Origin of the sequence: Heyndrickxia sp. NPDC080065 (genome assembly GCF_050281185.1) — a bacterium.
In the GTDB taxonomy this organism is placed as follows: Bacteria; Bacillota; Bacilli; order Bacillales; family Bacillaceae_C; genus Heyndrickxia.
In genome coordinates, this window is record NZ_JBNNWS010000019.1 from 1 (window position 1) to 13348 (window position 13348).

The following is a 13348-nucleotide window of genomic DNA, read 5'->3' on the forward strand; positions in this document are numbered from 1 at the left end:
CACTGTAATATAAATTGAACCGCCGTATACGGAACCGTACGTACGGTGGTGTGAGAGGGGCGAAAATAATTAAATTATTTTCCCTCTACTCGATTGTCGGTGTCTATTATCGGTGTCAGGCACCGCCCGTGGAAAATTAGGGTATTTTTCCGCCTGAGACGGACAAAATGTTATTTGTTACCAATAAATATTGTGACATAAGTTTCACAGTAAATTTGAAGGATTTTTTACTTCTTGACCATGTTAGTTGTTTAGTAAACAGATTTTCTTTAAAATAGAGATTTGAAGAGATTTATCCCGTTTAATGGACAGTAAGACTCCCATCTCAAAACTTGTAGACAATTAAAGAGATATTGTCAGGAGTACATTTGCCTGTAGAAGCCTGATTGGTTTAACTAGGGGAAAGCTCTACCGAATTTATCTAAATTTTGGAAGGTCGTGTAACATGAAAATAAATAAATGGAAGTTTTTCCTTATATTCATGCTTATGAATAGCTTACTTCTTGCTGCATGTGGGAAGGATGAAAGTTCAAAAACGAATAACGATACAAATGTAACGAAAAATAATCAAGAAAATCAACAAGCCAATCCAAAGGGATCAACAGCTAAAAATGATGAGGCTGCTCCTCCTATTAAAGAACCGGAAAATCTCCCAGCAAAAGAGAAAAAAGCCATACTTTCTGTTTTAGATAAGCATTACAAATCATTCAATAAGAAAGATTTAAATGGCTATATAGGTACTCTCTCTAAAAATTCTACTTCATTTAAAATTGAGGATGAACGAGACTACATAAAAAAGATGTTTGATACGATGAATATCAAATTAGTCCCTGAAAATGTCGTCATCATTGATTATAAGGACACAGAGGCAAACGTATTTACCCAAATGAAAACGATTGTTTCTGAAAAAGGATCCAAGAAAAAGGTAGAAAAATTAAGTCGTCAAGTTAACACTTTCAAAAAAGAAAATGGCAAGTGGAAAATTTTCTCCACCTACGCCATGGAAACAAAATAATAAATAAATAACTTGAACAATTTTTTCCAAAAATCAGGATCTGTTAAAAACTATATGCAATAAATGCTTACAAAGACACGTTCAGTATAGTTTGCCTTACGAACAGTGCCAAACAATAAAAAGTTGCACGGAATTAATTTTCTTCTATAATAAAAGTATTGCAAACAAAAGATGAAAGGCGGCAAATAATATGCAAATAGGTATGGTAGGATTAGGGAAAATGGGGTACCAACTTTCATTAAACCTAATCGATAAAGGATATAACGTTTCAGCATTTGATGTAAATAAAGATTCAGTTGATCAAATTTCTAAAGAAGGTGGACAAGGAGCATACACTCTAGAAGAGCTTGTTAAACAGCTAGATCGTCCACGTAAGCTTTGGTTAATGGTACCAGCAGGGGACATTACTGAACAAGTATTTGGGGAGCTGCTTCCATTGCTAGATGAAGGTGATATTCTCATTGATGGAGGAAATGCGCACTACAAAGATTCTCTACGTCGTTACGATATCGCCAGTGAAAAAGGTGTTCACTATTTAGACTGCGGAACAAGTGGCGGTGTTGAAGGAGCTAGACAAGGGGCTTGTACGATGATTGGCGGAGACCAAGAAGCGTTCGCACAGGTTGAAAATTTATTCCGCGATATTTCTGTTGAAAAAGGGTATCTTTATACTGGAAAAGCAGGAAGCGGTCATTTCTTAAAAATGATACATAACGGAATTGAGTACGGAATGATGCAAGCAATCGCAGAAGGCTTTGATATTTTGGAAAAAAGCCCATTCGATTACGATTATGAAAAGGTATCAACTGTATGGAACAATGGTTCCGTTATCCGTTCATGGTTAATGGAATTAATGGAAAATGCATTTTCAAAAGACAGCAAGCTAGAAAAAATTAAAGGTGTAATGCAATCTTCAGGCGAAGGAAAATGGACAGTTGAAACAGCACTTGACTTCCAAACAGCAGCACCTGTCATTGCCTTATCCCTTATGATGCGTTACCGTTCTTTAGAAGACGATACATTCACAGGTAAAGTTGTAGCAGCACTTCGAAACGAATTTGGCGGACACGCAGTCGTTGAAAAATAAGTACATTATTGGCACTTAGAACCTCAGGTTACTAAGTGCCTTTTTTTCGTAAAGTTTGTTGCTTTTTTAGTGATATTTTATTAACAATCTGAGTTGATTGTAGCGGAGGGCACTTGACTCCTGCGGGAAAAAGAGGGAAGTGGAGACCCCGCAGGCGGTAACGCCGAGGAGGCTCCCATCCCTCCCCGCGGAAAGCAAGTGTCTGTAAGTTTATAGTCTAAAAACAACAATTTATACGAAAAGAGCCTACTATTAAAGCCAAAAATATCTCTTTCTCAATGTTTAACTACCGATTATTAAGAATTTCGATTTCAAAATAAAAACGATTTCACTTTTCAAATTGGTCATTTTTTAATAAAATGGAAACAAACTAAATTAAGGATGATTAAGAGAAAATGAAAACAGTTATAGTAACGGATAGTACTTCTTATATTCCAAAGGACATCCGCGAAAAGTTTAACATACATATGATTCCGCTAAGTGTCGTAATTGGCGGTGAAACATATGAAGAAGAGATGGACCTAACCACTGATCAATTTTACGAAGAATTAAAAAGAAAAGACCGATTACCTACTTCATCCCAGCCGTCATCAGGGAAGTTTGTAGCATTATTTGAAAAGTTAGCACAGGACTATGATACGATTATCAGCATCCATCTTTCAAGCGGTATCAGCGGCACTTATCAAGGAGCTATTACTGCGGGAACAATGGTCGAAGGGGTAAAGGTGTTTGCCTACGATTCTGAAATTAGCTGTATGGCACAAGGGTTTTACGTAATCGAAGCTGCAAAAATGGCAGCTGAAGGAAAGTCACCTGACGAAATTATTACCCGTCTAGACGAAATGAAAGCATCGTTACGAGCCTATTTCATGGTCGACGATCTTAGCAATCTTCAGCGGGGAGGACGTCTTACAAGTGCTCAAGCCATTATCGGAAGCTTACTCAAAGTGAAACCGATTCTTCATTTTGTGGACAAGGTCATCGTTCCATTTGAAAAAATCCGTACCCGTAAAAAAGCGATGAATCGAATTGTTGAATTATTAGGCGAAGATGCAAGCAAAGGTACACCACTCCAAGCATCAATTATTCACGCAAATCGTGAAGAAGATGCTAAGGAATGGAAAGCTGAACTAGAACAGCTTTATCCAAATGTGGATTTTTCCATCAGCTATTTCGGTCCAGTCATTGCCACCCACCTGGGCGAAGGGGCCATGGGATTAACTTGGACGATAAAATAAGCAGCCTCTTTTTCTAATCGAAAATCTAGCGTGCGACTATAGATTAAAGCAATTTTTCCGAAAAGATGCCCTCGAATACGCAGTTAGCTACAACACAAAATAGCATACGCTATGTGAAATCAACCAATAAGTACAATGGCGCCATTCAAAAATGGATGGCGTCTTATAAAAGGAGTGGAATACTTGCCAACTGTAATTTCCCCTGAATTACAAACCTTTCTCACAGGCCGCAAGCTCCTCCTAGATGAAATACCCTACCCAGAAAAACTCATCCAACAACATCAAGAAAATGGCTGTATCACCGCTAATCAAGGAATTATCCAAAGCGGTAACCAACTAAAATGTGAACGCTGCGGAAATACTACTACACACCTTTTTGCAGAGTACCCTTGCGCGAGATGCCAGAAGAAATGTACCTACTGTCGAAGCTGTATTATGATGGGACGAGTCTCAACCTGTACCTCGCTGCTCCAATGGACAGGACCAGCTCCACTCAATCAATTCATTCACTCACCTCTCGAATGGGAGGGCTCACTATCACCAGGACAGCAAACCGCATCAGAAAAAGTAAAAACAGCTATCCTATCAAAATCTCAGCTTTTGATCTGGGCTGTATGCGGCGCTGGAAAAACTGAGATCCTCTTTGAAGGAATCAACGAAGCATTATCCAAAAACCTGCGGGTTTGCATTGCTACACCCCGCACAGATGTTGTACTCGAACTTGCACCACGTTTTCAAAAAGTATTCCCAAGTATAGACGTAGCTGCCCTCTACGGTGGTAGTGAAGACCGTCACAAATATGCACCACTCACCATTACAACGACTCACCAACTATTTCGATTCTTTGAAGCATTCGATGTCGTCATTGTTGATGAAGTAGACGCTTTTCCCTATTCCTATGATCGAACCCTCCAATGGGCAGTCGAAAAGGCAGCCAAACCAAATGCAGCAAAAATCTACTTAACAGCTACGCCTAATGAAGAATGGCAATCAGACTGCAAAACCGGAAAACGCTCCTACGTCACTATCCCAGCCCGATTTCACCGTCACCAACTCCCAGTTCCAGAATTCGCTTGGTGTGGTAACTGGAAAAAATCATTTGAAAAAGGGAAAATCCCACCCATGATCGAGAACTGGATCCAATCAAGACTACAAGAAGGAAAACAAGCACTCATTTTCCTTCCAAACATCAAACTGATGGAAAAGACCGCTAAATACTTTCAAAGACTCCATCCGAAAATTGAAACAGTCCACGCAGAAGACCGGGACCGCAAAGCGAAAGTTGAAAGAATGCGAAATAAAGAAACCCCAATCTTATTAACCACCACTATAATAGAAAGAGGTGTTACCTTTCCTAATATCGATGTTGCAGTCGTTGGGGCTGAGGATGGTATTTTTACCGAAGCTGCACTCGTGCAAATCTCTGGAAGGGTCGGCAGAAGCGCACAGCATCCAACCGGGACGATTACTTTCTTTCACTATGGACGAACAAAAGCAATGAATAAAGCGTACAAACATATTATTGAAATGAACAAGGAAGCAAAAGAAAGGGGGTTAATCGATGGGTAACCAATGCCATTATTGTCATATACCCATTCATTTTGAACTCACATGGAAATCAATTATCATACAGCCGTCACCGAAATATTTATGTGATGACTGTAATAAAAAGCTTCATCCAATCAAAGGCCTAACCTGCCAAACATGCAGCCGGTCACTCGAAAAGCTATCAAGCGAATACATCAAAGATAATATCTGCCTCGATTGTCATCGTTGGGAAGCTGATCCCGAGTGGTCAGGTATCCTTGAAAAAAATATTTCCTTATATGAATACAACGAGTTTCTGAAGGAGCTGATCGCCCGTTTCAAATTCAGAGGCGATTATGTACTAGCAAAAATTTTTTCACAAAAGATAAAAAATACCCTCTCATCCATGACATATGATGTTATTATTCCAATTCCCCTCAGCAAAGAACGTCAACAAGAAAGAGGCTTCAACCAAGCCATCGCACTTGCCCATGAAGCGGAGCTGCAAACAGCGGCAATCCTAACAAGGATCCATTCTGAAAAACAATCAAAGAAATCACGTCAAGAACGAATCCACATCGATCAAGTTTTTCACTTAAAAGATGATACATCTATGAAAGGAAAAAACATTATTTTGTTTGACGATATTTATACAACAGGCTCTACATTAAGACATGCCGCAAAACAATTAAAAATAGCAGGAGCAAGCACCGTGAAAGCAATAACAATTGCCCGAGGATAAGTGATTAACAATATTGTCCAATTATCCGATATAATAGATAGAAAGTGAAAGTACTAGGAGGAGAAGACGGATGGCAGAACTTCAAAATTGTCCGAGATGTGGTACACTATATGTTCGAAACAGCTTCCGCGATGTTTGTGAAAAATGCTATAAGGAAGAAGAAAAAAAATACGAAATCGTATATACGTTTCTAAAGAAACAGGAAAATCGTTCTGCGACGAAAGACATAGTAGTTGAGAAAACGGGTGTAGACGAAGAATTAATTTTTAAATGGATACGAAAAGGACGCCTGCAGCTCACCAGATTTCCGAACCTTGGTTATCCTTGTGCGAAATGTGGTACAATCATACGTGAAGGCAAGCTCTGTACCAATTGTATAAGCACAATACAGAACGATCTTGAAATTCATGAAAAAGAAAAAATACGAAAAGAACAAATTCACAATCAAACCTATCATAGTCAATAAAAGCGAATCCAAACACACTGTTTGGATTTTTTAAAAGATAAAAAAGTATAAAATTTACTAAGGCTATTAGACATGAAAAGTGTCTGCTATGTCTAGCTCCAGCGCCTATCGACTAGCGTACTTCAGGACTCCTCCCTACGATAAGTCAACATCGATTCGCCCTTTAGGGGCTCATCGTGTTTCTTTTATCTCAGTCGAAGTCCCTCCAAGGAAAATTTTACTGCCAATTTTCCCAGACCGTACGTCGATGAGCAAGGCGCTTGCGCTTTTCTTAATAAATGGGAAAAATCAACTATAAAACTTACATGAAATTGACCGATATAATTATTAGATAAGAATACGTTCAGTTGAAAGGAGCGTAATGCAATGAAAATTAATAACTATGGTTCATCGAGAATCAATCCATATAATCAACAAAAGAATCAATTAAATCAAATCGCAAACCAGAATAAAAAGAATATAGATAAAGTAGAAATATCTGGTGCGGCTAAAGAAATGCTGCAAGGGTCAAGCATTGAAAAAGAACGTCAAGCCAAAATTGAACAATTAAAAAACCAAATTGAGAACGGACAATACAAGCCTGATCCAAAGCAAACTGCTGAAAGTATAATGAAATTCTATTCTGGGAAATAAATTGGAAAAAGATGATGGGAGAGTATCATCTTTTTTCTTTTAGCGCTATATTATGATGTTCAAACTTTATCAAAATAAGAAGTAACTTCTTGCTACTTGGAGTGTGAAAAAATGAATGTAATTAATGACTCAAAATTATCAACTGTCATTCCTAGAGACAAAACCATCAACTTAAAAACAGATGATGTTTATAACGTAAATATAAAAGAAAAGCTACCGAATAACGAAGCAATTTTACAAATAAATGGTCAAGATGTGAAAGTAACTGTTCAAGGGGAGATGCCTGCAAGTAATAGGGCGACAGTACAAATAATAGATTCTAATCAGTCAATTCCAGTAGTTAAGGTGTTAACCTCATCAAAACAATCGATTCCATCTCCAACTATAGATTCAAGACGTCCAATTCAGTCAGAATTTCCACTCTCGAATGATCTAAAAAAAGCAGTGGGACTGATTCTTGAAAAAGGGATCTCTCTTGATCAAGAGTCGATTAAGAATATTGAAAATTTTATTGAGAAAGCAACTGGTACAATTGAACCAAAGCTTGAAACGCTTACTGCGATGGCAAATAAACGTTTGGACTTTACTTCTGTTCAAATAAATGCCGTTCATGCAACTCTACATAGTGAATCATTGAGTCATTCTTTAAATGATTTAATAGATGAAATAAAACCGGATTATAAATTTAATGTTGAAAGAGAAGTTAATCCTTATTCAAATAAAGCTGAGGATAATCGCTTATCTGATCAAAATACAGATTTTTTAAAAGCGATTGAACAGTTAAAAAAAGAATTAAGCATAAATCCTTCAAAGGATTCAGTCATTTCAAAAGAGATAGAAAAGGCACTTAGCCAAGCTGAACAACTCCATCGTGTAGGAGTCGATAAACTGATCCAAACGATTGAAAAACTACAATCAATGGTAAAAGATCCCCAAAAATTGGCGGCATTGAACGGAATAAAAAAAGAACTTCTACAAGGAAACGATATAAAACAAATAGTAGAAAAGCTTCAATCCCAATTTATGAAGGAACTATCCAATTCAAAAGATCTAAAGGATATAGTTAAACTAGATCAAATATCCAAAAATTTATTAAATCAAGTTATTCATAATAGTAGATTACCTATAAATTCTGAAAGTAATTTCCCGAACATCTCTGAAATGATTAAAATGATCCAAAAGCAGCCCAATATAAATAAAGTATTGGAAACGATCAAATTTCAATTATTGGATGCTTCTGGTTTAAATGATGAACAGTTAGAGATGATTCAACAATCAATTAACACGGCAGAGCAGCATGCGAATAAGGGAAAAGAAATATCTGCAAGAAGTGAATTGATGGGTACGTTTAACCAATTAGAAAACGAAATAGGTGCCTCTCATAAAGATATACAAGGGGGTAGTACAGATTTTCAAATCTCTGATGATCTATTAGAAGGAATCCCTTTACAATCTAAAGATATAATCGTCACAACGATTACAAAAAAATTATCGCAAGCTGCAATTGATTTTAAAGAAGTAAAAAGGAACATTACACAAAGTCTGCAAACAATGCTATCACTGCTTGATACATTCCAACAGCGGTCAACTAGTCAAGTAAAACCACTGCTTGAAACAACAATCAAACAATTAGATAATGCTATTTTAAAAAGCGATTTCATGCTCTATACCGATATGGAGACAGAAAAAAAACTAATGAATGCAAGTACCAAGTTAAGTGAAGCGAAGAAAATGCTTTCAAATGGGGATATAGGCGGAGCTAGTAAAATCATTGCAGAAGTGAAAAATATGATGGAAAAATTAATATATAAACCGTCAGATGTTAGAGTGAAACATTTTGTTTCCAATGAGTTACTAAACATTGAAAAGCCATCATTAAATGAAAGACTAGTTCATACGATGGATCAGTCGATACAGGAGATGAAGCAAGCTCCATCTGCAAGACATACTTTAGAATTCCTGCGGCAAATGGGATTAACCTATGAAGCTGAACAAGCACACTCTATAGTGACAAAGGGACATTCTCAAGAAGATTTAAACCATTCAATGAAAAATATTTTAATGAAATTAATGGAATCAGATGCCCAAGAAAATTATTCGAAATCTGCTGAAAACATATTACAGCAATTAACAGGTCAACAATTGCTAAGTAAAACGGATTACAACGGACTTCAAAGTATGATGTTGACGATCCCATACTTAATGAAGGATCAATTAGAAAACGTGAAGGTTTATATTAATTCTAGAAATAATTCGGAGAAAATAGATTGGGAAAATTGCAGCCTATATTTTCTTCTAGAAACAAAAAAGCTTGGTGAGTTTGGAATTTTATTAACATCCCAAAATCGTAATCTCTCATTTACACTCAAAAATGATCGAATAGGATTTAAAGAAAAAGTAGAGCCTCTTGCTGAAAAAGCGAAAGAACGATTAACAGAAATGGGATATACGATCGGAAATATTCAATTTACTCGTTTAACAAGCGCTGAAAAGAACGAAAACACAATGCCAAAACAATCAGAACGAACGAAATCTAGTGATAGAGGATATGATTTTACAATATGATGATGTCAAATACTCACTATTTTAACCAGAAAAATCGAAAAAAAATCAATGGGCCTTCCGCAGCGGTCATTCGTTATGATAAAGATATGGAGGGTTCTCCAACTGTTGTTGCTCAAGGGACAGGCCATGTAGCAAAGAAAATTATTGAACTTGCCAAAGCGCATGATATAAAGATGCAAGAGGATGAGAGTCTCGTTCAAAATCTTTTGGATATTGATTTAGGAGAAAATGTCCCTCCACAACTATATTCGGTCATCGCTGAAATACTGCTCTTAATTGAAGAAATAGAAAAAAATTATTAATTAAGGCTCTTTTCGTAAACTTTGTTGCTCTTGAATCGAAAATCTTTTTTTACGAAAAGAGCGGAGAATCATAGCTATATTAGCTTATTAGCACTTATACCAAATAGCAGCACGTAAAAATCGGCATTAAGATTTTTACAATCTTTGCGAAAATACTTAAATAAATTGGCGGTAAATCCGATATAAAAATTGTAGGAGGAATGACACATGGAAATCCTTAATGAAGACTGGATATATCAAAAATCCTCACAGGAAATAACCTCATTATTATATGAGGCACTTATAGATAATTTGACAGAAGCACTCAATGAATTAGAAAAAGACGACTTTATTACGACAAATCAAAAGCTCCAAAAAGCGAATGACATCCTTGAAAGATTAGGAGTTGGCATCAATTATGAAGCAGGTGTCATCGCGAACCAGTTAGATACACTATACAATTATATGGCTAATAGGTTAGTTGAAGGAAACCTTTATAAAAATCGATCGGTTATCAAAGAAGTATTAGAGATTGTTGAACAATTAGCAGACGCCTGGAACCAGGCATTGAAAGGTAAACCGAGTCACATTCAATCGATTATACATAAACAAACAAACGCATATGAAAAAAATATTTTGACATCCGAACAACCAGTAAATTCATTTGTAGGGGAGAAATAATTAATGAGAATCAATAATAATATTCAAGCATTAAATGCTTATCGCAATTTAAATCAAACGATGGGAAGTACTTCTAAAAGTCTTGAGAAATTATCTTCAGGGCTAAGAATTAATCGTGCAGCTGATGATGCAGCAGGTCTAGCGATCTCAGAAAAAATGCGTTCCCAAATTCGTGGTCTAGATATGGCGGAACGAAATTCATTAGATGCAGTTTCCCTCATACAAACCGGAGAAGGTGCATTAAACGAAGTACATAGCATCCTACAAAGAATGAGGGAACTTTCTGTTCAAGCAGCAAATGGCACATTAGAAACACAGGATCAAGAGGCAATACAGTCAGAAATTGATCAACTTACATACGAAGTCGATCGTATTGCGGATACTACTCAATTTAACCAGAAGAAGCTGTTTAGAGGAAGTGAACAAGGCCGGGCATTTGCAGATGTATCTTCCAATCAAGTTTCCTATGCAGGAGATGGAACTTGGCAAGGAGTTGTGACTGCAGATCCAACAAAGCCTGCAAGTGTTGAATTGGATTTTTCAATAGATGTCGGTAAATTAACAAGCAATGAAATTGATGGAATGACATTTGTTATTAATGGCAAAACTTATGAAATCGATACAACTGGCGCAAAGAAAGGTATTCAGGAAAATGGAAATATCGCAGTAAATGTTAATTGGATCAATACAAAAAATGATGATAATGCAGTAAATAATATTAATGAATTAATGGACAAATTAGCATCTGCGATTAATAAAAATGACGAGACATTCGATCAAAGTAAGATTATTAAAGCCAGCAATAATGATAATAAAAATGATGGTGTTATCGAAATTGGAAAACTTACCCTTGTAACATCTAAGAACATGTCTCCTGCAGATGCAGATAAGATTGGGGTTTCATCAAATGTTACAGGGCTAACTATCATTGATCCAGCCACATCTAATCCAATTGATCATATAGTAGGCTCTGACGAAGCAACTGCAAAATCAATTACGCTTCCATTTTCAAAAATACCTCAAGATGGAGATCAAATACAAATCGATGGTTTAATCATTAAATTTGGAACGACTCCTGGAGGCTACACAGGTGGAAGTAATGCGATTATTGATATTACTGATAAAGATGTTTTCTCCATTTTAAAAGAAATCGATGATATCTTAACAACAGCATCCAATGATCCTACACAGCCAGTGCCTGCTTTAACTTCGCATAAAGTAGTAGGGAATACACTTGTACTTGCTACGAATAAAACAGATGATGGAAAAGGTTTTAATTCAGGAACGAATGGATTAGAAATAGCTATCACAGATAATAATTTTAAAAATAACCAAGATAAAGAGCTTTCTATAGAATTCCAAATTGGTGCTAATAGTGGAGAAACATTAAAAGTATCATTGGGAATTATGGATGCAGCTAGTTTAGGTATCGGATGCGATGAGAAAGGTAATCCGATAACCACACCTGGAGTAAAAGCTGCTAAAGGTGTTGATGTTACGACTGCAGATGGAGCAAGTGCGGCGATTACAATTTTTGACAAAGCTATTCAGAAAGTATCAGAACAACGCAGTAAACTTGGTGCTATTCAGAACCGTTTAGAACATACGGTTTCAAATTTACAAAATGCCAATGAAAACTTAACTTCTGCCGAATCACGAATTCGTGATCTTGATATGGCAAAGGAAATGACGAACTTTACGAAAAATAACATTCTAAATCAAGCTGGACAAGCAATGCTGGCACAAGCCAACCAGCTTCCGCAAGGAATTTTACAATTATTGAAATAATGTTTAACATGGGGGGAGGACATTTAGGACTCCACCTCATTTTTTTGTACAGGAAAAATCTCTTCTGTATTTTTTCTATCGGCTTTGTTAAACAATGTTGTTGTTTCTAATAAAAACCTGTATGGTATGCGTTCAGCTAGTTTTACTATGTAAAGAAATCGCTTCACGCATTCCATACAAGGTAATTATTATCAATAATAACCATAAACAAAGCCTTTCAATATGTAAAATCATTTAAAATATCTAGAAAAAGCTGTTAGAGGTGTTATATATGGAAGTAGGAAAAGTAGATAAAATAGGTTTGAATAAACTGCAGAAAAAGGAACAGGTTGCAGCAGAATCGGTTTCATTTTCAGAAGTGATGGCAAAAGGACGGGAAAACATCGCTTTAGAAAGAATGACTAAGCTAATGAAGGATATCGAGGATCAAGGTCAAAAACTGGCAAAGTCTAGAACAATCGAAGACTTTCGCAAATATAAGAAACTAGTAAAATCTTTTATGGAGGATGCTGTCAATAATGGTTTGAAGCTAGAAGAACAGCGCGGACTAAATTGGCGTGGGCGTTCGAAAATATATAAAATCGTTAAACAAGTCGATTCCAAGCTTGTTGATTTAGCAAACAAAGTACTTGAAAAAGAACAAAAGGGATTAGAAATTCTTAATTTAGTTGGAGAAATTCAAGGACTAATAATTAATATATATACTTAAAAATTTTGTTTTTTTGTCGATAAAAAGAATAGAAATATATGAACTTACTAAAATACTCTGATCCTTCTTACTTATATATCGACTCTAATAATAGAAAGGAGGTATTTCCGTGTCAACCGAAGCATTAATAGATACGTTAGATAAGCTGCAGAAGCTCCACGAAAAACTATATGATCTTGCCATATTAAAAACAGAATACATAAAAAAAGGTGATATGGAAGGTCTTCAATCGATCCTTAAAGATGAACAAACCTTTGTTGCAGCGATTCATACGATGGAAGCTAAACGACTGGAAGCAGCTAAGCATTTACTAGGAACAGAAGATGATTCAGAAACTACACTGTCAGACTGTATTGCAGCTGCATCTGAAAAGCATAAGGACAAGCTGACAACACTTCAAACCAATCTTGTAACTAGTATTGAAAAATTAAAAAACCAAAATGAATTAAATCAAATGCTTACCTATCAATCATTACAATTCGTCAATATGACATTGGACATCCTTCAACCAATACCAGATACGATGAACTACGGCAGACCGAATGAGCAAACGGCTCAGATGCCCTCAATACCATTATTTAATTCGAAGGTTTAACAGATAAAACGGAGGGAATAC

Annotated in this window: 13 protein-coding genes; all 13 read left to right on the top strand. The window is 36.3% G+C overall.

The genetic code is table 11. The features are described 5' to 3' along the window. Positions 1 to 445 precede the first annotated feature (445 nt). The 13 genes from ACQKP0_RS20435 to ACQKP0_RS20495 all read left to right on the top strand — a co-directional run bounded on the left by ACQKP0_RS20435 (position 446) and on the right by ACQKP0_RS20495 (position 13327). On the top strand, positions 446 to 1015 hold the full coding sequence (locus ACQKP0_RS20435; protein WP_427407688.1) for a hypothetical protein: 570 nt from the start codon (positions 446 to 448) through the stop codon (positions 1013 to 1015). Positions 1016 to 1205: 190 nt separating this feature from the next. After that, positions 1206 to 2102, top strand: a complete 897-nt coding sequence (gnd, locus tag ACQKP0_RS20440) for a phosphogluconate dehydrogenase (NAD(+)-dependent, decarboxylating) (RefSeq protein WP_427407689.1) — start codon at positions 1206 to 1208, stop codon at positions 2100 to 2102. A gap of 395 nt (positions 2103 to 2497) precedes the next feature. Further along, the gene (locus ACQKP0_RS20445; RefSeq protein ID WP_427407690.1) at positions 2498 to 3340 is read left to right on the top strand and encodes a DegV family protein; all 843 of its coding nucleotides are present in this window, start codon (positions 2498 to 2500) and stop codon (positions 3338 to 3340) included. 135 nt (positions 3341 to 3475) lie between these two features. Next, positions 3476 to 4909, top strand: a complete 1434-nt coding sequence (locus ACQKP0_RS20450; RefSeq protein WP_427407691.1) for a DEAD/DEAH box helicase — start codon at positions 3476 to 3478, stop codon at positions 4907 to 4909. Next, complete coding sequence (locus tag ACQKP0_RS20455; protein ID WP_427407692.1) at positions 4902 to 5609, top strand: phosphoribosyltransferase family protein; 708 nt, start codon at positions 4902 to 4904, stop codon at positions 5607 to 5609. Before ACQKP0_RS20450 ends, ACQKP0_RS20455 begins: the two co-directional genes overlap by 8 nt. 70 nt (positions 5610 to 5679) lie before the next feature. After that, a complete protein-coding gene (locus ACQKP0_RS20460) occupies positions 5680 to 6075 on the top strand; it encodes a TIGR03826 family flagellar region protein (protein WP_427407693.1) in 396 nt (131 codons plus the stop codon). Between the two features lie 366 nt (positions 6076 to 6441). Continuing rightward, positions 6442 to 6708 carry a flagellar biosynthesis anti-sigma factor FlgM gene (gene flgM, locus ACQKP0_RS20465; protein WP_427407694.1) on the top strand — a complete coding sequence of 89 codons (267 nt, stop codon included), beginning with the start codon at positions 6442 to 6444 and terminating at the stop codon, positions 6706 to 6708. 111 nt (positions 6709 to 6819) lie between these two features. After that, entirely contained in the window at positions 6820 to 9273 is a 2454-nt protein-coding gene (locus ACQKP0_RS20470) for a hypothetical protein (RefSeq protein WP_427407695.1), read from the top strand. A gap of 2 nt (positions 9274 to 9275) precedes the next feature. Further along, positions 9276 to 9575 carry an EscU/YscU/HrcU family type III secretion system export apparatus switch protein gene (locus ACQKP0_RS20475; protein ID WP_427407696.1) on the top strand — a complete coding sequence of 100 codons (300 nt, stop codon included), beginning with the start codon at positions 9276 to 9278 and terminating at the stop codon, positions 9573 to 9575. Between the two features lie 207 nt (positions 9576 to 9782). Next, entirely contained in the window at positions 9783 to 10235 is a 453-nt protein-coding gene (gene fliS, locus ACQKP0_RS20480; RefSeq protein WP_427407697.1) for a flagellar export chaperone FliS, read from the top strand. A 3-nt stretch (positions 10236 to 10238) separates the two neighbouring features. Further along, positions 10239 to 12023, top strand: a complete 1785-nt coding sequence (locus ACQKP0_RS20485) for a flagellin (protein ID WP_427407698.1) — start codon at positions 10239 to 10241, stop codon at positions 12021 to 12023. A 271-nt stretch (positions 12024 to 12294) separates the two neighbouring features. Then, entirely contained in the window at positions 12295 to 12732 is a 438-nt protein-coding gene (locus tag ACQKP0_RS20490; RefSeq protein WP_427407699.1) for a YaaR family protein, read from the top strand. A gap of 109 nt (positions 12733 to 12841) precedes the next feature. Then, on the top strand, positions 12842 to 13327 hold the full coding sequence (locus tag ACQKP0_RS20495) for a flagellar protein FlgN (protein WP_427407700.1): 486 nt from the start codon (positions 12842 to 12844) through the stop codon (positions 13325 to 13327). Positions 13328 to 13348: the final 21 nt, after the last annotated feature.

Excerpts from the sequence above, each read along its gene's own strand:
- ACQKP0_RS20490 (WP_427407699.1), top strand. The coding sequence starts at position 12,295 with ATGGAAGTAGGAAAAGTAGATAAAATAGGTTTGAATAAACTGCAGAAA.
- flgM (WP_427407694.1), top strand. The coding sequence starts at position 6,442 with ATGAAAATTAATAACTATGGTTCATCGAGAATCAATCCATATAATCAA.
- ACQKP0_RS20450 (WP_427407691.1), top strand. The coding sequence starts at position 3,476 with ATGGCGCCATTCAAAAATGGATGGCGTCTTATAAAAGGAGTGGAATAC.
- ACQKP0_RS20475 (WP_427407696.1), top strand. The coding sequence starts at position 9,276 with ATGTCAAATACTCACTATTTTAACCAGAAAAATCGAAAAAAAATCAAT.
- ACQKP0_RS20435 (WP_427407688.1), top strand. The coding sequence starts at position 446 with ATGAAAATAAATAAATGGAAGTTTTTCCTTATATTCATGCTTATGAAT.
- ACQKP0_RS20485 (WP_427407698.1), top strand. The coding sequence starts at position 10,239 with ATGAGAATCAATAATAATATTCAAGCATTAAATGCTTATCGCAATTTA.
- ACQKP0_RS20460 (WP_427407693.1), top strand. The coding sequence starts at position 5,680 with ATGGCAGAACTTCAAAATTGTCCGAGATGTGGTACACTATATGTTCGA.
- gnd (WP_427407689.1), top strand. The coding sequence starts at position 1,206 with ATGCAAATAGGTATGGTAGGATTAGGGAAAATGGGGTACCAACTTTCA.
- ACQKP0_RS20470 (WP_427407695.1), top strand. The coding sequence starts at position 6,820 with ATGAATGTAATTAATGACTCAAAATTATCAACTGTCATTCCTAGAGAC.
- ACQKP0_RS20445 (WP_427407690.1), top strand. The coding sequence starts at position 2,498 with ATGAAAACAGTTATAGTAACGGATAGTACTTCTTATATTCCAAAGGAC.
- ACQKP0_RS20455 (WP_427407692.1), top strand. The coding sequence starts at position 4,902 with ATGGGTAACCAATGCCATTATTGTCATATACCCATTCATTTTGAACTC.
- fliS (WP_427407697.1), top strand. The coding sequence starts at position 9,783 with ATGGAAATCCTTAATGAAGACTGGATATATCAAAAATCCTCACAGGAA.